The organism is Halobacillus aidingensis (genome assembly GCF_900104185.1).
Classification (GTDB): Bacteria; Bacillota; Bacilli; order Bacillales; family Halobacillaceae; genus Halobacillus; species Halobacillus aidingensis.
Window position 1 is genome coordinate 18,333 of record NZ_FNIZ01000022.1, and the last position, 26,417, is coordinate 44,749.

Below are 26,417 nucleotides of genomic sequence, written 5' to 3' on the forward strand. Positions count from 1 at the left end.
TAGATATTATAATACATTCCTATCATTTACGCTATGTCTAATTGTACCTAATTTCATTCTTCCCAACAAAAGTCGCGCTTAATCAAAGCACGACTTCTGCTATTTGTACTATTCTTGGGCATTCTGACGTAATTTGTTCATAATGACATTGGCTGTCTCTTCGACGGCTTTATTTGATACATCAATCACCGGACAACCAATCCGTTCCACAATCCGATTGAAGTGGTCGATTTCCTGCTGAATACGAGTCATATTCGCATAACTTGCTTGATCTCCAAGCCCTAATGACTTTAATCTTTCTTTTCTTATATCATTTAGTTTTTCTGCACTGATACTCAAGCCTATGCATTTATCAGGATCGACACGGAACAATTCTGATGGTGGCTGCACTTCCGGTACAATCGGCACATTCGCTACCTTTAGGCGTTTGTGAGCCAAATACTGAGACAATGGTGTCTTGGATGTTCGAGAAACACCAATAAGCACGATATCCGCTTTGGAAATACCACGTGGATCACGCCCGTCATCATACCGGACAGCGAACTCGATGGCCTCAACTCTCTTAAAGTAATCTTCATCCAATTTATGAACAAGACCTGGTTCAAGACGAGGTTTAATTTGTAGGTGGTTTTCCATAACCTCCATCATCGGCCCCATAATATCGACACACTGAATGCCATGCTTTTCAGCTTCTTGTTTCAGATGCTGTCTAAACTCTGGAATCACCAATGTAAAACCGATCATCGCCTTATGTTCTTTGGCTTGCTGCACCGCCTCGTTGATCGTCCCTTTATCTTCCACATAAGGAATTCGCTGCAAATCAAAAGGGCCGTCATCAAACTGACTGAGACATGCTTTTACGACCAGTTCTGCGGTCTCTCCAACCGAATCTGATAAGACATAAATTAAAGGCTTTTCCATACTATCCCTCCTCCCCCTCTAAAATTACAAGTGTTGGTCCCTGGCCAATTCCACGAGTGCTTTCGTAATATTCGTTTTCGTCAGTCTACCGACTACTTTCAGCCCTTCCTCACTAGGTTGAACGACAGGTAGACCATCAATTTGTTTTTCAATCAACTTCTGGGCCGCATCCAGTAACAAATCTTCAGGTTCACAAACCGTAATATTCGGCATTCTTGTCATAATGATATGGACAGGAACGGACGTAAGATCCTGATTACCGATACTCGCTCTCAGCAGATCTTTCCTTGATACGACCCCTGTTAAAATGGAATGTTGATCCGTTACGAAAAGCGTCCCAACGTCTTCTAAAAACATGGCACAGATGGCATCGTAAACAGATACATCTTCTTCCACAACTATCGGGCGGGATTGATATTCATCCACTTTGAACTTCTTCAACTTCTCCGTAAAAAGCTCAGATCCTGTTTTCCCCGTAAAGAAGTAACCGACACGCGGGCGAGCGTCCAAGAAGCCCGCCATTGTCAAAATGGCTAAGTCTGGACGCAGCGTGGCCCGTGTCAAGTTCAGCTGATCCGCTATATTCTCACCCGTAATCGGCCCGTTATCTTTCACAATTTGAATAATTTGCTCTTGCCGGTTTGATAGTTCCAATCTTTCTTCACCCCGATCACTAACTGAGACATACTATTTTTTAATTATAGCTCATTTTTAATTATCGGTAAAAGAAAGCTGATTAGAACTGTTGTTTCCATTCAATGGCATTCAAGTCTGCGAACGCATAGACGTCCTCGGAAATCTGTTTCAATAGACCCAAGCGATTACGGCGTATGCTTGCATCTTCCGTCATAACCATCGTTGCATCAAAGAAAGTATGGATTGGACTTGCAAGCTTGGATAACTGATTCAGAGCCAGGTCCAGTTGATTCTCTTTTAATGCTTGTCGATAATCTTCATGTATGTGTTGATAAGCATCATACAGTTGGCGTTCTTGTTCATTTTCAAACAATGAAGGATCGACATCCGCAGCATCTGCCTTCTTCGCTAAATTCAATACACGACCAAGTGCTTCATGCACAGATTTGAAAGAAGGATCCTGGCGTTTTTCTACTAAAAGAACCGCTTTTTCCTTCGTCGTGGGATAGACGCCGATGCCTCTTGCCAACACAGCTTCCACAACATCTGAAGCGACTCCTTCCTCTTTCATTAAATAAGCCGCACGCACTCGGAAGAATTCATGTAAGTCGTTATGAACTTCTTTTTCATCACGAGTCGGGAGATCCAGTTCATAATAGAATTGATGCACGAGATCAATCAATTGCTCAACTGGAAGCGACCATCCATGTGCCGTTAAGGTTTGCAGAATACCTAAAGCCTGGCGTCTCAATCCGTAAGGGTCCTGTGAACCTGTCGGAATGATGCCGATAGAGATACTACCTACGATTGTATCCAGTTTATCTGCAATACTGACAAGAGAACCGATGGTTGAAGAAGGTACGGGACCATTTGCTTGACGAGGCATGTAATGTTCATTGATGGCTACAGCTACCTCTTCATCTTCACCGAAAATTCGTGCATACTTTTCCCCCATCGTTCCTTGTAGTTCTGTAAATTCATCAACCATCTGGGTAACAAGGTCAAACTTACAAATTTCTGCTGCCCGTTTCGCTTTTTGCAGTTGAGTTTCTTCAAGGCCGATCCATTCCCCGAGTTTACCAGTAATGGCTACGATCCGTTGGACTTTATCCGCTAACGTACCAAGCTCTTCCTGGTAGACCATGCGAGAAAGCTTCTTCATCTTTTCATCAATGCTTCCCTTTTGATCTTCTTCATAAAAGAACTGAGCATCCTTAAGACGCGCCTTCAAAACCTTTTCGTTTCCTTTTGCTACCGTCTCAAGGTGCTTGTCATCCCCATTACGAACGCCGACGAAATGAGGCTTCAATTCTCCGTTCAGAGAACGTACCGGGAAATACCGCTGATGCTCCTTCATCGAAGTAACCAGTGCTTCTTCAGGAACTTCAAGGAATTCTTCCGAGAACGTGCCGCTGAAAACGGTCGGATATTCGACTAAATGCGTAACTTCGTTCAATAACTCTTCATCTATAATCAGCTTCCACTCATTTTCCCTTTCAAGCTTCTTCAGCTGATCTACAATCTCCGCTTTTCTTTCCTCTACCGAAGCCATGACATACTGTTCGTTCAACGTTGGTTCATAAGCATCAGCTTCAGCAACTGTCGTTTTGGATCCTAAGAAACGATGGCCATATGTCGTATTTCCTGTTTCAACCCCTTCGATTGTAAAAGGAATGACTTCTTCTCCGAAAAGACCGATCATCCAACGGATTGGACGTGCATAACGCAGGTCGCGATTTCCCCATCGCATGTTTTTAGGGAAGGTAAGCGATAAGAAAACATCACGGAAGTTCTGAAGAAGTTTAGTGGTTTGTTCTCCTTCAATGAACTTATTGACGTGAACATATTCCGTGCCTTTGATTTCTTTGAAATAGATATCATCTACATCTTTCCCTTGACCTTTAGAAAACCCGATGGCCGCTTTCGTCCAGTTTCCTTCTTCATCAAGAGCGATTTTCTTCGCAGGTCCTTTTGCTTCCTCTTCAATATCCGGCTGCTTTTCTTCAACATTTGTAATTTTAACAGCCAATCTTCTTGGAGTAGCAAAGCCTGTGATGTCTCCGTAAGGAATCCGGTTATCCTTGAACCATTGAGCTGTTTTTTCTTGCAGCTGATCTAAAGCATCATTGATAAAACGAGCGGGAAGCTCTTCCACACCTAGTTCAAATAATACGGTATTACTCATGATGACCCTCCTCCTTCTTCAACATCGGGAAGCCAAGACGCTCCCTTTCTTCTACATAGGTCTTAGCAATTTTCCGAGCCAGGTTTCTTACACGGGAAATATAACCGGTTCTTTCCGTTACGCTAATGACTCCTTTGGCATCAAGCAAATTAAACGTATGGGAGCATTTCAGAACATAATCATAAGCCGGAAAGACAAGTCCTTGTTCCATGATTCGCTGTGCTTCCTTTTCATAAGTTGAGAAAAGATCGAATAACATGTCCTCATCAGAAGCTTCGAACGTATAAACCGAATGTTCATATTCCGGCTGCGTGAAAATATCACCTACCGTTACTCCGTTGGTCCATTCTAATTCAAAAACATTTTCTTTATCCTGAATGTAAGAGGCCAGTCGTTCCAGACCGTACGTAATTTCAGCAGAGACAGGCTTAGCTTCAAGACCGCCGATTTGCTGGAAATACGTAAATTGAGTGATTTCCATGCCATCCAGCCACACTTCCCAACCAAGACCTGCGGCACCTAAGGTTGGGTTTTCCCAATTATCTTCTACGAACCGAATGTCATGTTTCTTCGGGTCAATTCCAAGGGCTTCCAGTGACTCTAAGTACAATTCCTGGATGTTATCAGGAGAAGGTTTCATAATGACCTGAAACTGATGGTGTTGATATAAACGGTTCGGATTTTGGCCATAGCGTCCATCAGCAGGACGGCGGGACGGCTCTACATAGGCCACGTTCCACGGCTCAGGTCCAAGGCTCCGTAAAAGCGTCATAGGAGACATCGTTCCTGCCCCTTTCTCGGTATCGTAGGCCTGCATAAGCAAACACCCTTGCTTTGACCAATGATTCTGTAATGTTAAGATCATGTCTTGAATATTCATACGTTCCCTCCTAGAAAATGACTTACTCAAAAGAAAAAGACCCCGTTCCTACGTCTGCATCCAGACATAGGGACGGGGTCTCCGCGGTTCCACCCTAATTGCTTCCCAAAAAAGGAAGCCACTTTCATCATCGCTCCAGAACGCCTTCACCAGCTTGTTTCCGCTTGTCTCTCACCGTCACAAGCTCGCTATTGGAAACAGAAAAACCGGTTACTACTCTCCTTCACAGCAACACGTTATTTAGTAATAGAATCATACTCTAATTCCAGCAAAATTGTCAAACCTCAGTCTGAAAACAAATCCAACTGCTTTAAAAATTTCTTTGATTTAATGAAATATCCACCATATCGATCATAGTATTCATCCATAATGTGACGCAACAATTTTTTATTCTCTTCTTTCATCGTAATCTGACCAAGTCGCTTCACATCCATATGTAAGAACACTTTCAACAATTTTGGTAAAGGATCCGGCAAACCATAGGCTTGTGGGTCCCGCTGTTTACAACGAAAGCACAACAGACCGCCCTCTGTCATTGAAAATGCAAAAGGACCTTCCTGACTGCCACACTGGATGCAGTGATCGACGACCGGGGCGAACCCCGCTTTTTTATACATTTTCAATTCATACATCAACGTCAGGATGTTTGGATCCTTTCCTTCATTCATCCATTGGAACGTTTGAAGCAACTGTTCATAAAGAAAAGGATCCGGCTGTTTTTCTTCAATGTGCTTATCGGTTAATTCTGCGATGTAAGACGCATAAGCCGTTTTTACAATATCCTCGCGAATTGACCTTAGGGAAGATAACATTTCCCCTTGACTCATTGATCCTAAGCCGGACCCTGTTTGAATTAAAAATGTGCCGTGGATGAATGGTTGGGTGATTGAGGACATCCGGCTCTTTGGTTTCTTAGCACCACGAGCCATTACGCCGATTTTCCCTTTTTCTCGTGTCATCATCGTGACGATTTTATGTGTTTCACCGTAATTATTCGTCCGGATGACGACTCCTTCCACCTTGTCCATCAAATGGCTCACCTGCTCTGTTTACGAATGGAATTCATCCGTAGATATTGGTTCAGTAGGGGAAGCGAGCTGTTCTTGAGACTGCTGATCTTGAGACTCCAATTCTTTCATCAATAAATAAGTTTCCACACTACCTGTTTGACTGAAAACGTTCCATGAAAGCTTGTCGCGCACAAGAAACACCGCCTTTCTTATCATCGCTAAACGAGTGTACATTACTAGAATGCTTCCCCTTACTGAAAACATAAGGCTTAATTTTTTCCAACCCTTAATATTCGTCTTCTCGGTAGCCGAAATCACTGAGTTGGATTTGTTTGTTTCTCCAGTCTTTTTGCACTTTGACCCAAAGTTCCAAATACACTTTGCTTCCTAACAGGGACTCGATGTCTCTTCTAGCTCTCTTACCGATCTCTTTTAACATACTGCCTTGCTTACCGATAATGATGCCTTTTTGAGATTTTCGTTCCACGATGATGGCGGCTTGAATTTGTACTTTGTCATGTTCATTTCGAGGCTCGATCGCTTCAATGACAACAGCAATGGAATGAGGGATTTCCTCACGAGTCAAATGTAAAACTTTTTCCCTGATAAATTCGCTGATGACAAAGCGTTCCGGATGATCCGTGATTTGGTCTTCTGGATAAAATTGCGGACCTTCAGGTAAATGTTTTTTTAGAACCTCCAGTAAATGATTGACGTTATTGCCTTCAAGGGCTGAGATTGGAATGATTTCTTCAAAATCAAGCTTCTCTTTGTACTGATCAATTAAAGGCAGTAAGTCATCAGGGTGTACCCTGTCAATCTTATTGATGATTAAAAATACAGGCTGGTCAACACGTTGCAGACGGTCCAAAATGAATTGATCCCCTCTCCCGTATCCTTCCTCTGCATTGATCATAAAAAGGACGGCATCCACTTCGTTCAATGTGTTCTCTGCAACGTTCACCATATAGTCTCCAAGCTTGTGCTTTGGTTTATGGATTCCAGGAGTATCGATAAAAATGATTTGCGATTCTTTATCTGTCATGACTCCCTGGATTTTGTTTCTGGTTGTTTGGGGTTTATCACTCATGATGGCGATTTTTTCACCGATCACACGATTCATGAACGTCGATTTGCCTACATTCGGACGCCCAACGATCGTAACAAAACCCGATTTGAAATTCTCTGTCATAAATGTTCCTCCAATAAATGTTCACGCATTCGTTCTACTCCATTTTACTATATCATCTTCTCAGGTACATTCCTATTCTCATATCATGAAAAGCTTGGGGAGGAAAATGATAATTCCTATGATGACCGCTCCAATACTTGCTATAAGGACAGCCCCGGCCGTAATATCTTTAATGGAACCGATGATAGGATGGTGTTCAGGATGGTAAAAATCAAGCAGCCTTTCCATAGCTGTATTGACCATTTCAAGGCTTAGGACCATGCCCACCGTGAGGAGGATAGTGATCCATTCCCACTTAGACAAACCGAATACGAGGGCCGCGATGATGACTAAAAGAGCTACCGACAGATGAATGCGAAAATTCCGCTCTGACTCATACACTTCTTTTATCCCATTCCAAGCGAAACGGAAACCGATCCCTGTTTTCTTTTTACGATCTTTGAAGTCCGAACTCATGTAAAATTTCCTCTTGTCTGCCGAACATTTTCTTCTCATCTTCTTCATTCATGTGATCATAACCTAGCAAATGTAAGAAGCCATGTAACGCCAAGAAGCCGAATTCTCGTTCAAGAGAATGGTTATAGTCCTCGGCTTGTTCTTTCGCCTTATCGACAGAAATGATAATATCTCCTAGCATGAGCGGCATGTTCTCATCCAACACATTCATTTCGTCTTCACCAAGTTCCTGCATGGCAAAAGAGATCACATCTGTCGGTTCATCTTTTTGACGGTAATTGCGGTTGATTTCCTGTATTTCTTTGTTATCCACAAAGCTAACAGAGACTTCCGCATCCCCTGTAACTCCTTCTTTTTCTCCTGCAAAACGGATAATACGTTGAATCATATCAACAAATGCTTCATCTACTGAATTGGTTTCGTCTTGAAAATCAATGGTAATCATATTATTTTGCCTCCTTGACTAATGGTTTGGTTTCCGGGTATTCGATTCTTGAATGAAAGATGCCCTGCAACGTTTCACATATGGCTGTTTCCATTGTCTTCAACTCATTAAACGTCAAATTGCTGTCATCCAGCTGACCATCAAGCATGCGGTCTTCCACAATGGATTTCACGATTTTTTTGATTTTTTCTTCTGTCGGATGATTCAAAGACCTTACAGCTGCCTCCACAGAATCGCAAATACAAATGATTGCTGCTTCCTTACTTTGAGGTTTCGGACCTGGATACCTATAATCATCTTCTTTGGTATCTTCGTTCATTTCCTTGGCCTGGTAATAAAAATACTTCAAAAGTGTCGTCCCATGGTGTTGTTTAGCGATATCAATGATCTCGTCTGGAAACTTACTCTTCTTCAGCATCCTCGCGCCTTCATAAGGATGGTTGATGATTATCTCAGCGCTTTGTTCAGGTTCCAGAAAATCATGCGGATTTCTCATCCCCATTTGATTCTCAATAAAATAATGGGGATGGACGGTTTTTCCGAGGTCATGGTAATAGGATGCCACACGTGCAAGAAGACCATGAGCTCCAATTGATTCACACGCCGATTCGCTTAAATTGGCTACCATGACACTGTGATGATACGTACCTGGAGCTTCCACGAGTATTTTACGTAAAAGCGGGTGGTTGGGACTGGCAAGTGTTAGCAATTTCTGATCAGAAAGGACTCCGAAACCGGTCTCTATGAAAGGAAGAAAGCCGAGCGTCAGAACTGTCGAGAGAAAGGCGCCGCTGACTCCATACCCACTATACAGAAACACTTCCGTCCATGAGTATTTTTCAAAAGAAATGAATAGAAAGAAAAGGATCGCACATATATTGGTAAAGGCAACACCTGCACTTGCACGAACAATGGACAACCTATCTTTACTTTGGGTAAGGAAAAAGATGCCTGCCAGCTGAGATAGCAGCAAATACATTCCTGCGGTTGCATGAAGAGCTCCAGCTAACTGTCCGTTGAACAACAAGCAAGCCATTAAAGAATAGACCACCGCCAGCACGATCGCAAAACGCTCAGAACAGAGGATTTTAACAATCATGACACCTGTGACAGCGGGTACGAGATAGTACACAGGTTGGTCCATTGATCCGAACAAACTGAACACTTTCATGAGTACAATAATCCATATGGATACAAACGCGGATATGAAGATATGACGAACAGTCCAGTTGTCCTTTTTAACCGCCCTCCTGTATTCTGCGTACATAATAGCACCTAAGAGGATTGCAAACATGGCTAATCCAATGGATGGAAGTAAATTGCGCTGTTGATCGAGCAGGCCGGTCAACAGAAGATCATCATAGATATCCCCTGTTATCGTAGATCCCTCTGCAACGATCACTTCTCCTGCTCTAATCATGACTGGCTCGACAGTAGCAGCCGCCTTTTTAATGGCTGTATCTGTTTTTTCAGGATCGAACAAGGAGTTCTCAACAAGAGCAAAAGTCCCTATATCCGAAATGACTCGCTTCAAATGTGATGGTGTTTCTGAATATTGTACTTTCAGCTGAATCCTTCGTTCTAAACCTTCAACTTCAGATCCTTGCACCCCTTCTTTAAAATAGTTATGTAAAAGGGTCTCAAGCAGCTGCTGGCTCTCATTCAAGGACGGTTGATCCATCCTCAGCAAAGGTAGAAAAACTTCTGTAGGAAGACCTTCAGAAAGTTCATCCGTCAGAAGCGATTCAATCATGGTTATTTGTTCTTCTTTAGTCAGGTTTTCCCCTTGGGTTTTGGTCTCTTCCACAACATCATAAATTTCACTTACCATCCTAAGACGTTCTTCTGTAATATCTTCAGAAATCGTATATTGATCCTCAACGGACTGAGTAACTTCTCTCAGTTGCTGCTCTGTCTTATGTTTGTTTTCCATGGTGATGGGGGAACGGATGGTTTCGGGTGCGGTGCTGTATTTCTCAAGCTTATACGTTTCCGTGTGGACATTTGGAATGGCAAGCGCAAAAAAGAAAACAGCAACAACGAATGCGGGTAATGCAAGCAACAGCTTTGACTTGTGCATGTTAAGTTTTTGAAGCTGTTGAAGGAATCGCGCCTTCAAATCACCCCACCCCTTCCCAATTTATTCCATGTAAAGACAATAAATAAGACCCAGTCGCTGGGTCTTATTTATTTTCCCCTTCATATGCATCGATAATCCGCTGCACAAGTGGGTGCCTGACAACGTCGGATTGATCCAAATGAATGAAGGCAGACCCTTTTACTTTACCTAACCGCTCCTCGGCGACTCGCAAACCGGACTTCACGCCTTTTGGAAGATCCACTTGCGTGATATCTCCCGTTATAATCATTTTTGAACCGAATCCTAATCGAGTCAGAAACATCTTCATTTGTTCAGGTGTCGTATTTTGAGCTTCATCCAAAATAGCGAATGCATCATCCAGCGTCCGCCCTCTCATATAAGCTAGTGGAGCAATCTCAATCGTTCCTCTATCTATCAAGCGCGCTGTATGTTCTGCGCCAAACACATCGTGCAAAGAGTCATAAAGCGGCCTTAAATAAGGATCGACTTTCTCTTTTAGATCCCCTGGAAGAAAACCTAAACTTTCTCCGGCTTCCACTGCGGGACGAGTCAGGATGATCCTCTTCACATCTCCATTTTTCAAAGCATTGACGGCCATAATCACAGCAAGGTATGTCTTTCCTGTACCAGCAGGGCCAATACCAAAGACAAGATCATTCTTCTTGATCGCTGCGATATAATTCCTCTGACCAAGGGTTTTGACCCTGATTGATTTCCCTTTTGAATTTTTCGTGATTTCATCTTCGAACAATGCTTCGAATTGATTTATTTTCCCTTTTTTAGCGAGTTCTACAGCATAAACGATATCTCGTTCCGTAACAGTCAAACCTTTACGAATGATTGCAAGAACGCTGTTGAGTATTTCTTCAACAAGCTGAACATGTTCCGCTTGACCGGATACTCTGACTTGTTCCCCGCGTGAAATGATCGTGACTTTCAGCTGTTCCTCAATTTGCTTGAGGTTACGGTCTTCTGTACCAAAAAGGGCTAATGCTTCTGTTGTATTATCTAATTGAATGTCCATTGTTTTTAAATCTTCTGGCATACTCAATCTCCTTGACTTACATACTTGGTCACTGCAATATTTTCATAAACTTTGTACATTAGGATTAATTTTACTTTACCATTCTCCTCACTGAGGTGCAAAACTTTTTCATCCTTAATTTCCGCATCAGGATCGAGTTCTTGCTGAAGGTTGCTCCTCGCTGATGAAACCCCAATCTCTTCGATATCTTTCCTGGATGATTCATACGCTTTTCGGTCAATCGAATAGTAGTCGATCGTCTTCATGTTCACAGGAATGTGGAACCCAAAAATACTCCAGTTTGATGAATGTGATTCTTCCCTGAAGTCTCCTTCCTCTCCTCGCCAAAAACCCCAAATAGGAAGAGCAAACTTCCCAATCTTCAAGAGATATTCACTTTCAACAGAACCATCTGTCAAGGAAAGCACTTGTTCCATAGGAAGGCTTTGAGCGACACGGTACCATGTTTCTGCAATTACTTCTCCTTCAGAATGTATAAATAGATCCTCTTCTTCCACCAACTGACCCGTGGCAAGGATTTGTCCTTTTTGTACAACGTCATAAACCGACACCATTGGACGACCCTTTTTTATAAATGTTTCAATAATCATCCCTTTTTTGGCTGCTACAAGGTTTGATGGACGAGTGTTCATTTCTGTATCGTATCTTGTTTTCTCCACCCCATACAAATGATAGCTCGTCCCTTGTTTTTTTACACCAATCCATAAAAGGTCCGGGATATCTTCCAATAACTGCTGTTGTATTTCAATAGGATCCTTCATCCCTATCGTTAGTTTTCCAGGAGAGACCCCATAACTATTCAATTTACTTTCAACATCTGCTTCAAGTTCCGGTGATAGTCCGTCCACCTTGATGGACCACAACGTATTCGCGAGAACAAAAATGATTACAACCGCTGCAATGAAAGCGAGAAGAACCGACAGCCTCCCTATCATATGCTGAATAATAAATGGAAGCCCTTTTCCACCTTTGATGGATATTTTACAACGGTACTTCTTCCTTAATTGCCTAAAGATTTTCCAATCCTTTAACCGAATCGTTAAAATGACGAGAGAAGCATCCAATCTTCTCATATTTGTGATTTGACAGCCACGTTTCGTACATGCTTGCAAAAAAGGTTCGATTAACGGTCCCTCTACTTGTACCTTCATGATTCCCTGAAAGAAATCATGCTGGTTCTTCATCGTCTCACCCCCCTTTTTATTCCGGCAAAAATTCTACGGATTTGAGTTCACCTTCCAGTAATAACTCTTCCTTCAGCATCATTTTCACACCCAGGTCTTTCCCCAAAATGCGAACCTGACCTTTTTTGTATTGAATTCGAACTTCTTCATCAGAAAAATGAAGGAGGCCTGTATGATTTTCTATGTACACATGAATGGACCCAATTGTTGTTATTCTAGGAAGATCCAACATGACATCAGATGGTAAATCAAAGTAACGACTGATCCAAGTCCGTAATTGCTGCTGCCATTTTGACATGCGACGCCCTCCCCTCTTTTCATTTATACGAAAAACGCACGAATTGTATCACTACAATTCGTGCGTTCTGCTTATCTTTTTCGCGGGTGGGAGCTGTGAGGCTTGCGAGCACGGGGTGAACCGAGAACTTCAGCCATTAAAATCCCCTCAGCTAACCGCTTTTTATCCCACTTTCTTGTTTTTTCTATAATTGGACCATTTTGATTTAACTGCGCAGAAGGTGTAGTTTGTTTTTTCCTCACCTGATCAGGGAATGTATAGATTTCCCCTTCTTGAGGATCTTCATTTCGAGCCGTTTCCGCTTCGGCCAGTTTTTTCTGTTTGGTCTCATAGTAATCCCGCAACCTATCTTCCCCTAATGTAGTCTTCGTTTCCTTTTCCTGAAGATCTGGAGAAGGACCACTAGGGTAGGCAGGAGGAACTGGAGATGTTTTCTTTTCAGGCTTTTGTTTATTCTCATTTTCTTTTGTCATCCCGCTAAACCAGCTGATAATCCCGCCAATAATAGCAGCAAGAATAAGGAAATTACTGAAAATGAGCTCAATCAGATCTCCCATACAAATTCTCCTTTAAGGTACTCAAGGATTATTTTTCTTCTTCCTCTTCATCGGACATTTTACCAAGCGTGTTTCTCATATCCGTATCCGCATTGATGTTCTGATAGTTCATGTAATCCATGACGCCCATCTTACCGGATCGCAAAGCTTCGGCAAGCGCTTGAGGCACTTGAGCTTCGGCTTCCACCACTTTCGCCTGCATTTCTTGTACGCGCGCACGCATCTCTTGCTCTTGAGCAATCGCCATGGCACGTCGTTCTTCCGCTTTCGCCTGTGCAATATTCTTATCTGCTTCCGCTTGGTCTGTTTGCAGGATGGCTCCGATGTTCTTCCCGATATCAATATCCGCGATATCAATGGAGAGAATTTCAAAGGCGGTTCCAGCATCTAAGCCTTTCCCTAATACATTTTGCGAAATCCTATCTGGATTTTCCAATACTTTGTTATGATTTTCGCTTGACCCAATAGTGGATACAATACCTTCACCAACACGAGCAATGACTGTATCTTCACCGGCACCACCGACAAGTCGGTCAATATTTGCTCTTACCGTAATACGCGCCTTTGCTTTCACCTCAATACCGTCCATCGCCACACCTGCGATGAATGGCGTTTCAATAACTTTTGGATTAACACTCATTTGAACGGCTTCCAAAACATCACGACCAGCGAGATCAATGGCTGCACAACGCTCGAAGCTGAGTTCAATATTTGCTCTTTGTGCTGCAATTAGAGCGTTTACTACGCGATCAACATTACCACCTGCTAGGTAGTGGCTCTCTAGTTGGTTTGTATTCACATTCACCCCAGCTTTATGGGCCTTGATCAACGGATTGATCACACGTGAAGGAATAACCCTTCTTAATCGCATACCTACTAATGTGAAAATACTAATTTTCACCCCTGCAGCTAGAGCACTGATCCATAGCATGACAGGAATAAATGTAAACAACACCGCTACTACGATAATAATGATACCAATGATGATGATTGGCATTAATTGTTCAAGTGTCACTTTGTTTCCTCCTCTTTTTCTGCTTTTTTAACCTCACGTACAACAATACGTGAGCCTTCTGTTTTGATAATTTTTACTGCTTGATGAACAGAAATGAAACCACCTTCAGATACAACATCCAACCGTTCACCATCAAAATCAGCTGTACCGGAAGGGCGGAGTGGTGTAATCGCCTCCCCTTCCATACCGATTAAATCCAAACGGTTTTGTGAAGATACATATCCTTTTTCAGATGAAGTGGAATCATTCAAAATGATATGACGAAAGAAGCCTCTTTCCAAACCAACAAATTTGAATAGTACAATGGATACAACAATTGTCACCAATAAAGCAATTCCTATACTCATGGCCATATGCCCCATATCCGCTGATGAAAGCATTAATGAGGATACTATCGCTACGACCCCAGCTATTCCTGCAATGCCTCCTGGTAAAAAGAATTCAGCTATCACTAACCCGATCCCAAGGACGAGCAGAATAATCGCCTCATATCCGGCCAGGCCAGCAACAATGTGACCATAAAAAAACAGCACAAGCGAGAGCGCTCCCATTGTTCCTGGTATGCCAAAGCCTGGTGAATACAATTCAACAACGAGACCAATACTTGCAACGGATAATAAGATTGGAATAACAACGGGATCTGTCAGGAATCTGGCAATATTCTCAGAAAGAGTAGGGTTCTCCTCTATGACGGTTGCATCAGACAAACCAAGGACGCTGAGAAGCTCATTACGGTCGTCAACGATTCCTTCCGCATAGCCTACCTCTTCTGCATCTGTTGCTCCCAATGTCAAAAATTCTCCCTCAGGAGCTCCATAATCCTTTAAATCGACGGAGGAATCGGCCATAGCCCGTGCATATATAGGGTCACGTCCTGTAGATTCAGCAGCTGCTACCATGGATGAAATCCAGGCCGATTGAGCCTTCTTATCAGCAGCCGTTCCATCAGAATTAATGACCCCGGATGCGCCCATGGTCGCCGTCTGCTTCATGTAAATCGCATCTGCGTTTAAAGCAATATATGAACCAGCCGAATAAGCCCTGTTTGTTACAAACGCACTATTCGGAACATCTAAATCTTGAAAGATTTCTCCTATATCACCCGCCGCATCCACGCGACCTCCCGGCGTATCGATTTCAAATATAATATGATCCACGCCATTTTCACGAGCTTCTTCTGTCGTTCGGTTGAGGAATGCAGCCATCCCACGCTCCACCGTATCTTTTACGGGAATGACATAAACTGTCTGACCTTCCCCGTCTGCTTGCACCGTTGATTGAAGATGGAAGAATGATAAAACGCTTCCTAAAATAAGGAGTATCCCCCAAACACCTAAACGTAAAGACCGCTTCATTCATTTTCACCTCCTTTACAGGTAGCCTTCCCACCATATAATACGTTTACGAAACAAAACCATGGTTGGTTTCAAAAAAGTTTAGTACTTTCATAAACGGATCGAAGAGATGTTTAGCGTATGTAAAAAGGCCTCCCTTAACAAAGAGAGGCCTTTATATTTACGATAGTTGCTGAAGAACGAGCTTATTGACCTTGGTTCCGTCGGCCTTGCCCTTGACTTTAGGCATGACGGCACTCATGACTTTACCCATGTCACTCTTAGAAGTAGCGCCTACTTCCTGAATCGTCTCATCAACGACTTGCTTGAGTTCTTCATCTGTCAGCTGTTTCGGCATATATACTTGTAAAATCTCAATTTCACGTTCGAGTCCTTCTACAAGATCTTCACGTCCAGCTTCTTTGAATTCATGGAGGGAATCATTTCTCTGCTTTACCTCACGAGATAAAACAGTCAATTCTTCTTCTTCAGATAATGAGTCTTTTCCCAGTTTTATGGCTTCATTCTGCATAGAAGCTCTCACCATGCGGATCGTCGATAATCTTTCCTTATCGCGGGCTTTCATGGCTGTTTTCATATCCTGGGTGAGACGGTCTGTAATTGTCATCTCTTCAACACCCTCTTTAATTACTTACGCTTTCTAGCCGCCTCAGACTTTTTCTTACGGCGTACGCTAGGCTTATCGTAATATTCACGCTTACGATATTCCGCTAATGTACCACTTTTTGATACATCACGCTTAAAGCGACGAAGAGCATCTTCAAGAGACTCGTTTTTACGAACGCGAGTTGTTTTTGACATGCTAATTTCCCTCCCTCCGAAGCAAACAAAACTGTTTCTCTTGTATGGGAACCCCCCATACCTTTGACAATTATATTATATGCATGTCATATGGTCAACTTTTTTTGAAAGATAATGGAGCGTTAACTTCTCTGATCTCTACCTCTTTATCCAGCCCCGTATAACTTGAACGCCCGAGGTAGAGCGGAATGTTCAAGTTTTCAAAGTTCGGCAACCCATTTTCAAGAAATTTTTCTTCCTTGTAGTGACAGCCCTCTATGTCACCGATCACCCAATCATGGTCCCCTGTAGGAACGATTTGATGGACTTGGCACTCATAGGCGAGATAGGCACGTTCAAGCAAAGGAAATCCATTCCGTTCCATTCTCCAAGGCTGTGCGTACATTTGGTTTTTATCAACATCCCTTCCTGAAACAGTCCCGCTGTATTGGATGAATCCCACCTCCTCAAAAGGGAGGAAGTTGATCGTAAATTGGGTCGATTGTTTTACCATCTCATATGTACGCCTTTCTCTTCCTATAGCTACGCCGTACATGGGTGGGGACATAGATAAGTATGCGTGCGTGCCAGCCGGCAGCCATAAAGTTGACCTTCCCTTCGTGAAAAACCCCCACAACGGCTACCATCCCAGGGTAACTGTGCATTTTAACATGATCTTTCCTATTCATCTCATCCCTCCTCCCCTATACATTCTTTCAAATAACCTCTAAAGTCAAACCCCACTACTCTCTCCTCCATTATAGCTCCCGTTTGTGGAAGACTCAGTTTCGAGATGTTTGTTGTGTGGATAGGGGCTGCGGGGAATGGCTCGCTTTCCGCGGGAGCGCGGTGAGCCTCCTCGGACTGCGTCCTGTGGGGTCTCACCATGCACTTTTGTCCCGCAGGAGTCTCGCCATTCCCCTCCGCCCCTTTGCCATATAAGTATCTCGAAACCACATCCGGAATAAGCTGCTTTTATGCATATGGTAGTTGCATGCGAAAAGCTTGTTATAGTGCGCTTTATGCTTATAACACCAGAATAATGGAAGGCAACTTCCCATAGTAAAGGGGTTCGTTTCTCATCTTCATGGAATGGGGTGGTTGGGAAGCTGCGAGACTCCCGTGGGAGAAGGAGATAGACGAGATCCCGCAGAACGCAGTCCGAGGAAGCTCGGCGCTCCCCCACAGGAAAGCGAGTAGCTTCCCAGCCACCCCTGACTCTGAATACGGCAAACGAATCCCTGTTATCTCGAAACTGAGTCTTCAAGAATCCTGCCATATTCTTTAATAAAGGTGTGAGCTCATAAAAAGAAGCCATCCCCTTTTCGAGATGGCTTCTTTCGGATGATTAATAATCAGAAGTTCCTTGTTCGCCATTTACGATGGCGATTCCGGAGCTTGCACCGATGCGAGTCGCACCAGCTTCGATCATTGCTTTTGCACCTTCGTAGTCACGGACTCCGCCGGATGCTTTCACTCCCATTTCCGGGCCGACTGTTTTACGCATCAAGCTGATATCCTCAACCGTAGCTCCTCCACCAGAGAAACCAGTCGATGTTTTGACAAAGTCTGCTCCTGCAGCTTTTGCAAGTTCACATGCTGCTACTTTCTCATCCTCTGTAAGAAGGGAAGTCTCAATGATTACTTTTACAATAGCTTTTCCTTCCGCTTCACGAACGACTGCTTCAATATCTTGTTGGACAAGTTGTTTGTTCCCTGATTTTAACTCACCGATGTTAATTACCATATCAACTTCAGTTGCGCCTTTTTCAATAGCTTGCTTTGTTTCAAAAGCTTTTGTTTCTTTCGTTGTCGCTCCTAGTGGAAAACCAATGACTGTACAAACCTTCACATCTGTTCCTTCTAGTAACTCGGCGCAGTAAGATACCCAGTGAGGGTTGACACATACAGATGCAAAGTTTTGTTCTTTTGCTTCCTTGCAAATTTGGGTGATCTTATCTTTCTGTGTGTCGGGTTTAAGCTGTGTATGATCAATCATTTTAGCTAGATTTTGTTCCATTTGTAGATCGTCCTTTCAAGTTTAAGTTGTCCGTACATCTATTACATCTTAGCATGAAAGCGATTAAAATGCGAGCTAATCTCTCTTATTCAAACTTCTTCCAACTTATAAGAAAGACTGGAAAGAAAATAAAGAGGGGCTGTTTCCATTCGTAAAATTCGCGGACCTAACCGAATCGAGTTGAACCCTTCGTGTAATAGTTTTTCCACTTCACTTTCAGAAAATCCACCTTCAGGTCCGAAAACTACTAAAACCGATTCCTCCCGCTTTAATGATTCGAAAACCTCACTCAACGAACGAGACTTTTCTTGTCTCGCCTCTTCCGCATATCCGAATAAACAGTGGTCATATTGCTCTTTTAATTCCAAAAGCTGATGAATAGTATGAACAGACTGAACCTCAGGGATAATGGTTCGTTCAGACTGCTCACTCGCTTCTTTGGATATTTTCTGCAATCTCTCGACCTTCTTGACTGCTTTTTTCTGATCCCATTTGGCAACGGAACGATCGGCTTGGTATGGAATAAAAGCAGAAGCACCAAGTTCTGTTCCTTTTTGGACAATTTGCTCCAGCTTATCCCCTTTTCCAAGACTCGCTACGATCGTCACGTGGACAGGAAGTTCCCGGTCTTCCTCCATCCAGGTGACAACAATACAATGGACAACGTCCTCAGCCACTTTTGTAATTTCGCATAAAGCGGGGCCTTTTTCTGGATGGATGGCTACAAGGTTGTCCCCTTCCCCCATTCGCATCACTCTTACAATATGATGGGTATCTTCCCCATTCACATAAAGGGCGTCATCGTTCCAATATTCTTGATCAACAAAATAACGTTGCATGCAATCACTCCGGTTTTTTCGCGATAATGCTGACCCAGTCTTCCATCTTGTTCGTCTCAACAATTTCAAAACCTGATTGAATCAATTGTTCTCGAACCATTTCCTTTCGTCCAGAAATAATTCCGCAAGTAATGAAATATCCTCCAGGCTTGACGACACGGTAGGCATCATCTGTGAATTTGACAATAATCTCTGCCAGAATGTTTGACACAATTAAATCTGCTTCCCAGTCTACTCCCTCAAGAAGATCATTAAGTTTAGATGTGACTTTATCTTCCACACCATTTAAAGCAGCATTGTTCTTTGTACTTGAAACAGCTACATCATCTAAATCATAGGCATACGCATGTTCGGCACCCAAAAGCACAGAGGCTACACTTAGTATTCCAGATCCCGCTCCAACATCCAGTACCTTATCTCCTTTTTCTAAATACTGCTCCAAAGCCTGTATGCTAAGAACTGTTGTCGGGTGTGTACCTGTTCCAAAAGCCATTCCAGGGTCCATTTCAATAATGATTTCATCACTGGATACCGGCGTGTAGTCTTCCCAGGTCGGGATGATCGTGATCTTTTCTGAGATCTTGACTGGTTTATAATATTTTTTCCACGCGGTTGCCCAATCTTCTTCATGAATTTCACTGATCGTCACATTATTGTGCCCAATATCAATGCCGAATTCTGTTAGATTTGATACAGTTTTTTTAATTCCATCAACGGTTTCCCCAAGAAAACTATTCATAGGAAGGTAGGCTTTAACATACACGCCTTCAGCCGGATAATCATCTGGATTCAATTCGTAAATTTCTCCAAGCTGCGTTTTCTTTCTTTTCATATCTGATGGGTCTTCGATGACGACGCCACTCGCTCCTGACTCATGCAGAATATTTGATACCGGTTCAATTGCTTCTGTTGTCGTATGGATACATACTTCAGACCATTTCATTGATGATCCACCCTCTTCATTATTTTTTCTAAGTACCTATGGATAGTCAACCAGACTCTCAAGATAAAAAGTGCCTGCACGAAAGAACGGGAAATTCCATGAACTACCCATCAACCAATCGTACAGACACCTTCCTTTTAACCTTTAGCTGTCTCCCTTAAATGCACGCTTCATACGTTCGAAAAAGTTCCCGTGCTGCTCATCTGTGGCTTCATTACCACTAATATCATTAAATTCACGAAGCAATTCTTTCTGTCTTTCCGTCAAATTCTTAGGGGTTATGACTTTCATCTTAACATGCTGGTCCCCTTGCCCACGGCCATGGACGTTCGGTGCCCCTTTCTCTTTCAAACGGAATGTCTTTCCTGTTTGTGTTCCTGCAGGCACTTTCAACTTCACATTCCCGTGTACGGTAGGGACTTCAATTTCATCCCCAAGTGCTGCCTGTGCAAAGGTAAGAGGAATTTCACAGAAAATGTGATCGCCCTCACGTTGGAAGAATTCATGTGGCTGAACGCGGATGACTACGAATAAGTCGCCAGCCGGACCTCCGTTGACACCTTCTTCCCCTTTACCTTGGACACGAATTTGTTGGCCGTCATCAATACCTGCTGGGATATCCAGGTGAATTTTCTTGCGCTTTGTCACACGGCCATCGCCGCCACAGGTGTTACATTTGTCTTTGATGAATTTACCTGTTCCTTGGCAGTGATGACAAACACGACGGTTGACCACGCGACCGAACGGTGTGTTCTGTTCTTGATTGACTTGTCCTGAACCTTGACAGTGGGAGCAAGTTTCAGGTGATGTTCCTGGTTTAGCGCCGGAACCATCACAAGTATCACACTCTTCTTCCATTGGAATTTCGATATCGGTAGACTTACCAAAAATGGACTCTTCGAACTGAAGGGTCATTGTATATTGCAAATCCGCACCTTTACGTGGAGCGTTCGGATCACGGCGTCGTCCTCCACCACCGAAGAACATATCGAAAATATCGCCGAAGCCGCCGAAGTCTTCAGCGCCTCCACCGAAGCCTCCAAAGCCGCCCTGGTTAGGACCGGCATGACCAAATTGATCATATTGGGCACGTTTTTGCTGGTCGCTTAACGTTTCATAAGCTTCTTTCGCTTCTTTGAACTTTTCAGAAGCATTGTCTTCCTCACTGACGTCAGGGTGATACTTACGCGCCAGTTTTCGGTAGGCTTTCTTTATTTCATCTTTTGAAGCATCCTTGGACACGCCAAGGACTTCATAATAATCACGTTTACTCACTTGTCGATCACTCTCCCGGACGCTATTACATAAGGTTTATATTAACATTGAAAATCTAGGCAGGCAAACGTCACCTCTTTGCCTTTTCATGAAAAAAGTCAAAGTCAAGAAGAACCTGACTTTGACTTTTTTTCTACCTTTTCTTACTTCTTGTCCTCATCGTCGTTCACTTCTTCATAGTCTGCATCAACGACATCATCTTCAGCACCGCCGCCTTCTTGGCCTTGAGCAGCTTCAGCTTGTGCTTGTGCCTGCTCATAAAGCTTCACAGAAAGAGCTTGCACTTGTTCTTGAAGTGCTTCTTTCTTCTCTTTGATTGCTTCTAGATCTTCGCCTTCAAGGGCTGTCTGAAGTTCTTCTTTCGCAGATTCAGCTTTTTGTTTTTCTTCTTCACTTACTTGTTCGCCAAGATCTTTGATGGTCTTGTCTGTCGTGAAGATCAGCTGGTCCGCTTCGTTACGAAGTTCAATCGCTTCACGTTTCTTCTTGTCTTCTTCAGCGTTTTCTTCCGCCTGACGAACCATTTCTTCGACTTCTTCATCAGAAAGGCCGGAAGAAGACTTGATTGTGATGGATTGTTCTTTGTTTGTACCCATGTCTTTAGCACGTACGTTAACGATTCCGTTAGCATCAATGTCGAAGCTTACTTCGATTTGAGGCACACCGCGTGGTGCTGGTGGGATATCTGTCAACTGGAAACGACCAAGTGTCTTGTTATCTTGGGCCATTTCACGCTCACCCTGCAAGACGTGAATATCAACAGCTGTCTGGTTGTCAGCAGCAGTTGAGAACACTTGAGAGTGGCTCGTCGGAATTGTTGTGTTACGTTCGATCAATTTCGTCGTAACGCCGCCCATTGTTTCGATTCCAAGGGAAAGTGGAGTGACGTCAAGAAGTACAACGTCCTTCACATCGCCTTGAAGTACGCCACCTTGGATGGATGCACCAAGCGCGACAACTTCATCAGGGTTTACACCTTTAGAAGGTTCTTTGCCGATTTCTTTCTTAATGGCTTCTTGTACAGCTGGGATACGAGTAGACCCACCTACAAGAATAACTTTGTGGATGTCACTTGCACTCATGTCTGCATCTTTAAGAGCTTGACGTGTCGGTTTCATAGAACGTTCAACAAGGTCAGATGCAAGCTCTTCGAATTTCGCACGAGTCAAGTTCATCTCAAGGTGAAGCGGTCCTGCTTCCCCTGCTGTGATGAATGGAAGAGAAATTTGTGTCTGCGCAACGCCAGAAAGGTCTTTTTTCGCTTTTTCAGCGGCGTCTTTAAGGCGCTGTTTTGCCATTTTATCCTGGGACAAATCAATGCCGTTTTCTTTTTTGAATTCAGCTACCATGTGATCAATAATGACTTGGTCGAAATCATCTCCACCTAGACGGTTGTCCCCGGCTGTAGAAATAACTTCAAACGTTCCATCTCCAATTTCAAGAATGGATACGTCAAATGTACCGCCACCAAGGTCATAAACAAGAATTGTTTGGTCTTGGTCTTCTTTATCAATGCCGTAAGCAAGTGCAGCTGCTGTCGGCTCATTGATGATACGCTCTACTTCAAGACCAGCGATTTTACCAGCGTCTTTTGTAGCCTGACGCTCAGCGTCGTTAAAGTAAGCTGGTACCGTGATAATTGCTTTATCTACTGTTTCTCCAAGATAATCTTCTGCATAGCTCTTGATATACTGAAGAATGATGGCAGAAACTTCTTGAGGTGTATATTCTTTACCTTCAACTTCTACCTTGTAGTCTGTTCCCATATGACGTTTGATGGAAAGAATCGTGTTCGGGTTTGTAATCGCCTGTCGTTTAGCGACCTCCCCTACTTGACGTTCACCATTCTTAAATGCAACAGCAGATGGGGTCGTACGGTTCCCTTCAGGGTTGGGAATTACTTTCGCTTCTCCACCCTCCATTACTGCTACACAAGAGTTTGTTGTACCTAAGTCAATACCAATGATTTTACCCATGGTTAAATGTCCTCCTTTACGTACTCGTTCATAAGATAATTTTTACTGATTCACTTTTACCATTGACGGGCGGATAACCCGATCTTTCAGGCGGTATCCTTTTTGCAACTCTTCTACGACAATATTACTTTCATAATTTTCGTCTTCGACTTGCATAATCGCCTGATGCATATGAGGATCGAATTCTTCCCCTTTAGCAGGAATTTCTTCGACGCCTTCTTTTTCCAGAGCTGCTTTAAATTGGTCATAAACCATTTTCATTCCATCTGCGAAGTTTTTGGCAGCATCGCCATCCACTTCCACCTGGAGAGCTCTTTCGAAGTTATCCAAAGCCGGGATCAATTCCTCTACAAGGCTCTGGGATCTATATTTCCTGTCCGCCTCTTTCTCTTTTTGAGTACGACGGCGGAAATTATCATAATCCGCTTGCAAACGAAGCAGTCGATTATTGATTTCTTCTTTTTCCTGACGAAGCTGTTCCAATTCATCTGTCTCTTCTACTACCGTTTGTTCAGATTCCTCATTTTGAGCTTCATCTTTTTCATCAATGATTTCTTGTTTGTTCTCTTCCATGACTTCCACCTCCTACTTTCCATTACACCGTTACTGACTATAACATGAATCCTTATCCTGAAAAAGCATGACACAAAATGAAGTGACGGGTCGGCTGACCCTCTTCTTTTTTCCGTCCTAATACCAGGCACGGAAAGTATCGGTCATATGCTTTGATAAGACGTTCATCAATGAAAACATTCGGTTATACTCCATGCGAGTCGGACCTAAGAGGGCAATTGTACCCACTTGATCATTCCCGAGCTGATAACTTGCCGTAATCAGACTGCAGTTTTGCATAGCATCAAAAGGGTTTTCTTGTCCTATTCGGACTTGAATTCCTTTCTTACCGGTCCGCAGCAAGTCAGCCATCTCACTTTCCCGTTCGATGGTGGCATATAAAGACCTGACTTTATCAAGGTCCCTGAATTCAGGTTGCATGAGAATGTTTGTCTTTCCACCAATGTACAGTTTCGTCGGATGTTCATCCACAAGAGCTGCACGCAAATACTGGAAAGCTTCTTCGTGATGATCTGTATGTGTTTTTAATAGATCATTGATCTCAGAATAGAGTTTCTCGTGCAATTTTACTAACGGGACTCCTTGGAGCCGGCTGTTTAAAATGTTCACCATCTTTTCCAGATCTGCACCCTTGATCTCAACAGGAACATTGAAAGCGCGATGCTCCACATGACCGGTATCCGTAACTAAAATGGCAATAGCAGACTGATCAGACAATGGAACGATCTGCAGTTGTTTTAGTTTTGTTTCGAATACTTCAGGTCCAAGGACAATGGATGTGTAGTTCGTCAAATCGGAGAGAATACCTGCTGACTTCTGAACCACACGTTCAAACTCCATCATTTTATCATCGAATGCTTCCCGAATTGTCACAATCTCTTGACTGGAAAGGCGCAATGGAGAAAGAAGATGGTCGACATAGAAGCGATACCCTTTTTCAGAGGGGACCCTTCCGGAAGATGAATGGGTTTTTTCAATAAAACCCAGTTCCTCTAAATCAGCCATTTCATTCCTTATCGTTGCTGAACTGAATGTTACAGCATCTTTTTTGGCTATTGACCGTGACCCTATAGGTTGTGCGGTCAGAATGAAATCATCAATAATGACTTGCAAAATGAGCAATTGTCTATCTGTTAACATCGATGATCACCCCTGTTAGCACTCGTTTGGAGTGAGTGCTAAATCTAATAATAAATTATCAAAAGGGTTGAGGGATGTCAACGGATAAAGCTCTTTTTTTTAGTCGTTCCTCCCGGTCCTTCTTCTCTTTTAGAAAATGTCCCTTTTATACTTGATGTTCCGTTCCCTAAAGCACCCTTTTTGAAGACAGGAAGTATAGACAGTGACGCAATAAGAGTTCGGGTTGGGAGAAGGAAACAGGCTCGCTCAGGAGGTACTGGAAACCCATCTTTAACAAGGCCTTCGAGGTATCGCCCGGCTCCTTCTTTTGTGGAATTCTCACCGTTACCCACCCTACCCATATCATTGTAAATCAACGGACCTTTCTTATGGCGACCATTTATGGATGAAGAACGTATAGATCGTTATTCATCCAATAAGAACTCTTGGAATACTTCATTACCAAGAATGCGACCCTTGGATGTAAGACGAATATGGTCAGCGTCTTCTGCTATTAAGGAGCGCTCTCTCAGTTCCGTAAGCTTGTTTCCGAAAACATCTACAAGTGTTTTCCCATACTTTTGTTGGAAGAGCTCTTTCGATACCCCTTGTGTCTTTCTGAGACCGAGAAACATTTCTTCCTCCAGCTGTTCTTTCAGACCAATAGGTTCCTCGTGGAGAACGGGTTTTCCATCTTCCGTGGCTTTCTTCACATAGGCAGGCAGAGGACGGATATTTATTGTCCGTTTACCCGGAAGATACCCATGAGCACCCGCTCCGATTCCATAATAATATTCATTATTCCAGTATGTCAGGTTGTGTTTACTTTCAAACCCAGGCTTGGCAAAGTTGCTGATTTCATACTGCACAGCGCCAGCTTCTGCTAATTTACGCTGTAGTAATTCGTACATTTCTGCTTCATCATCTTCTTTCGCCTTGGAAAGCTTACCCTTTTTGTACCGTTGATAAAACACAGTTTTCGGTTCAATTTGTAGAGAGTAGGAAGAATAATGCGGTAAGCCGAACTGCATCGCTTCATCAATGGTTTTTTCAAAATCTTCAACCGTTTGTCCCGGGAGAGCATACATAAGATCTATACTTACATTCGTTAAACCCGCCTGAACTAGACGATCAATATTCGTATAAACATCTTTTACTTTGTGTACACGACCAATCTTTTGGAGCATATCATCGTCGAAGACTTGAACTCCGAGTGATATACGATCGACGCCATACTCTTTTAACAAACGTACTTTTTCCACATCTAAATCACCAGGATTTGCTTCAAACGTGTATTCTTCACAGCCAGCTATATCAAAATGATTATCAATCATTTGTAAAAGCTTTTCTAACTGCTTATGGTTCACGGCTGTCGGAGTTCCGCCTCCGACAAAAATGGTTCGTACACTCGCTTTTTCTCCAGGGATATAGGTGTGAATTTCTTTTTCCAGTGCTTCTAAATATTCATCTGCCAGTCGCTCATTATAGAAAAATTTCGTAAAATCACAATAGTGACAAATCTGCTGACAAAAAGGGATGTGAATATATGCGGATGGAATTTTCATGGATGTTACCACCTTTCATAAGGAAAACCGCAAGAGAAAAATCTCCT

At 43.1% G+C, this 26,417-nt stretch carries 27 protein-coding genes; all 27 read right to left on the reverse strand.

Translation table 11 applies throughout. From position 1 onward, the window contains the following. Positions 1 to 108: 108 nt before the first annotated feature. Positions 109 to 921: a pyruvate, water dikinase regulatory protein gene (locus tag BLS23_RS17225; protein WP_089654291.1), complete on the reverse strand. Its 813-nt coding sequence runs from the start codon at positions 919 to 921 to the stop codon at positions 109 to 111. Positions 922 to 945: 24 nt separating this feature from the next. After that, positions 946 to 1,575, reverse strand: a complete 630-nt coding sequence (gene ccpN / locus BLS23_RS17230) for a transcriptional regulator CcpN (protein ID WP_089654292.1) — start codon at positions 1,573 to 1,575, stop codon at positions 946 to 948. 82 nt (positions 1,576 to 1,657) lie between these two features. Beyond that, entirely contained in the window at positions 1,658 to 3,742 is a 2,085-nt protein-coding gene (gene glyS / locus BLS23_RS17235; protein WP_089654293.1) for a glycine--tRNA ligase subunit beta, read from the reverse strand. Next, positions 3,735 to 4,622 (reverse strand): glycine--tRNA ligase subunit alpha, encoded by an 888-nt coding sequence (glyQ, locus tag BLS23_RS17240; RefSeq protein ID WP_089654294.1) that lies wholly within the window; start codon positions 4,620 to 4,622, stop codon positions 3,735 to 3,737. The genes glyS and glyQ overlap by 8 nt, the downstream gene beginning before the upstream one ends. Before the next feature lie 284 nt (positions 4,623 to 4,906). Then, entirely contained in the window at positions 4,907 to 5,653 is a 747-nt protein-coding gene (gene recO, locus BLS23_RS17245) for a DNA repair protein RecO (RefSeq protein WP_089654295.1), read from the reverse strand. A gap of 18 nt (positions 5,654 to 5,671) precedes the next feature. Continuing rightward, a complete protein-coding gene (locus BLS23_RS17250) occupies positions 5,672 to 5,866 on the reverse strand; it encodes a YqzL family protein (RefSeq protein ID WP_309545149.1) in 195 nt (64 codons plus the stop codon). Positions 5,867 to 5,918: 52 nt separating this feature from the next. Continuing rightward, positions 5,919 to 6,824 carry a GTPase Era gene (gene era, locus BLS23_RS17255; protein ID WP_089654296.1) on the reverse strand — a complete coding sequence of 302 codons (906 nt, stop codon included), beginning with the start codon at positions 6,822 to 6,824 and terminating at the stop codon, positions 5,919 to 5,921. Between the two features lie 78 nt (positions 6,825 to 6,902). Then, a complete protein-coding gene (locus BLS23_RS17260) occupies positions 6,903 to 7,280 on the reverse strand; it encodes a diacylglycerol kinase family protein (RefSeq protein ID WP_089654297.1) in 378 nt (125 codons plus the stop codon). After that, positions 7,255 to 7,725, reverse strand: coding sequence for an rRNA maturation RNase YbeY (ybeY, locus tag BLS23_RS17265; RefSeq protein WP_167356112.1), 471 nt, complete (start codon positions 7,723 to 7,725; stop codon positions 7,255 to 7,257). Before ybeY ends, BLS23_RS17260 begins: the two co-directional genes overlap by 26 nt. A 1-nt stretch (position 7,726) precedes the next feature. Beyond that, the gene (locus tag BLS23_RS17270) at positions 7,727 to 9,844 is read right to left on the reverse strand and encodes an HD family phosphohydrolase (protein ID WP_244157265.1); all 2,118 of its coding nucleotides are present in this window, start codon (positions 9,842 to 9,844) and stop codon (positions 7,727 to 7,729) included. A 64-nt stretch (positions 9,845 to 9,908) separates the two neighbouring features. After that, the gene (locus tag BLS23_RS17275) at positions 9,909 to 10,871 is read right to left on the reverse strand and encodes a PhoH family protein (protein WP_089654298.1); all 963 of its coding nucleotides are present in this window, start codon (positions 10,869 to 10,871) and stop codon (positions 9,909 to 9,911) included. A 2-nt stretch (positions 10,872 to 10,873) separates the two neighbouring features. Next, positions 10,874 to 12,055, reverse strand: coding sequence for a sporulation protein YqfD (yqfD, locus tag BLS23_RS17280; protein WP_089654299.1), 1,182 nt, complete (start codon positions 12,053 to 12,055; stop codon positions 10,874 to 10,876). A 16-nt stretch (positions 12,056 to 12,071) separates the two neighbouring features. Next, a complete protein-coding gene (gene yqfC / locus BLS23_RS17285; RefSeq protein WP_089654300.1) occupies positions 12,072 to 12,353 on the reverse strand; it encodes a sporulation protein YqfC in 282 nt (93 codons plus the stop codon). A gap of 71 nt (positions 12,354 to 12,424) precedes the next feature. Beyond that, positions 12,425 to 12,910, reverse strand: coding sequence for a hypothetical protein (locus tag BLS23_RS17290; protein ID WP_089654301.1), 486 nt, complete (start codon positions 12,908 to 12,910; stop codon positions 12,425 to 12,427). Positions 12,911 to 12,938: 28 nt separating this feature from the next. Continuing rightward, positions 12,939 to 13,907, reverse strand: a complete 969-nt coding sequence (gene floA / locus BLS23_RS17295; RefSeq protein ID WP_167356116.1) for a flotillin-like protein FloA — start codon at positions 13,905 to 13,907, stop codon at positions 12,939 to 12,941. 14 nt (positions 13,908 to 13,921) lie between these two features. After that, a complete protein-coding gene (locus BLS23_RS17300) occupies positions 13,922 to 15,280 on the reverse strand; it encodes an NfeD family protein (RefSeq protein WP_089654303.1) in 1,359 nt (452 codons plus the stop codon). Positions 15,281 to 15,440: 160 nt separating this feature from the next. After that, a complete protein-coding gene (locus BLS23_RS17305; RefSeq protein ID WP_089654304.1) occupies positions 15,441 to 15,887 on the reverse strand; it encodes a GatB/YqeY domain-containing protein in 447 nt (148 codons plus the stop codon). Between the two features lie 20 nt (positions 15,888 to 15,907). Further along, on the reverse strand, positions 15,908 to 16,081 hold the full coding sequence (gene rpsU / locus BLS23_RS17310) for a 30S ribosomal protein S21 (protein WP_008638284.1): 174 nt from the start codon (positions 16,079 to 16,081) through the stop codon (positions 15,908 to 15,910). A gap of 94 nt (positions 16,082 to 16,175) precedes the next feature. Beyond that, on the reverse strand, positions 16,176 to 16,697 hold the full coding sequence (locus BLS23_RS17315; protein WP_089654305.1) for a flavin reductase family protein: 522 nt from the start codon (positions 16,695 to 16,697) through the stop codon (positions 16,176 to 16,178). Between the two features lie 711 nt (positions 16,698 to 17,408). Next, complete coding sequence (deoC, locus tag BLS23_RS17330; RefSeq protein WP_089654308.1) at positions 17,409 to 18,080, reverse strand: deoxyribose-phosphate aldolase; 672 nt, start codon at positions 18,078 to 18,080, stop codon at positions 17,409 to 17,411. Positions 18,081 to 18,169: 89 nt separating this feature from the next. Continuing rightward, positions 18,170 to 18,919 carry a 16S rRNA (uracil(1498)-N(3))-methyltransferase gene (locus tag BLS23_RS17335; protein ID WP_089654309.1) on the reverse strand — a complete coding sequence of 250 codons (750 nt, stop codon included), beginning with the start codon at positions 18,917 to 18,919 and terminating at the stop codon, positions 18,170 to 18,172. Positions 18,920 to 18,923: 4 nt separating this feature from the next. After that, on the reverse strand, positions 18,924 to 19,862 hold the full coding sequence (gene prmA, locus BLS23_RS17340; protein WP_089654310.1) for a 50S ribosomal protein L11 methyltransferase: 939 nt from the start codon (positions 19,860 to 19,862) through the stop codon (positions 18,924 to 18,926). A 144-nt stretch (positions 19,863 to 20,006) separates the two neighbouring features. Then, positions 20,007 to 21,137, reverse strand: coding sequence for a molecular chaperone DnaJ (dnaJ, locus tag BLS23_RS17345; RefSeq protein ID WP_089654311.1), 1,131 nt, complete (start codon positions 21,135 to 21,137; stop codon positions 20,007 to 20,009). Positions 21,138 to 21,280: 143 nt separating this feature from the next. After that, positions 21,281 to 23,113, reverse strand: a complete 1,833-nt coding sequence (gene dnaK / locus BLS23_RS17350; protein ID WP_089654312.1) for a molecular chaperone DnaK — start codon at positions 23,111 to 23,113, stop codon at positions 21,281 to 21,283. Positions 23,114 to 23,155: 42 nt separating this feature from the next. Then, the gene (gene grpE, locus BLS23_RS17355; RefSeq protein ID WP_089654313.1) at positions 23,156 to 23,686 is read right to left on the reverse strand and encodes a nucleotide exchange factor GrpE; all 531 of its coding nucleotides are present in this window, start codon (positions 23,684 to 23,686) and stop codon (positions 23,156 to 23,158) included. A 117-nt stretch (positions 23,687 to 23,803) separates the two neighbouring features. Beyond that, positions 23,804 to 24,826 carry a heat-inducible transcriptional repressor HrcA gene (gene hrcA, locus BLS23_RS17360; protein WP_089654314.1) on the reverse strand — a complete coding sequence of 341 codons (1,023 nt, stop codon included), beginning with the start codon at positions 24,824 to 24,826 and terminating at the stop codon, positions 23,804 to 23,806. 404 nt (positions 24,827 to 25,230) lie between these two features. After that, the gene (gene hemW, locus BLS23_RS17370; protein ID WP_089654316.1) at positions 25,231 to 26,370 is read right to left on the reverse strand and encodes a radical SAM family heme chaperone HemW; all 1,140 of its coding nucleotides are present in this window, start codon (positions 26,368 to 26,370) and stop codon (positions 25,231 to 25,233) included. Between the last annotated feature and the right edge of the window lie 47 nt (positions 26,371 to 26,417).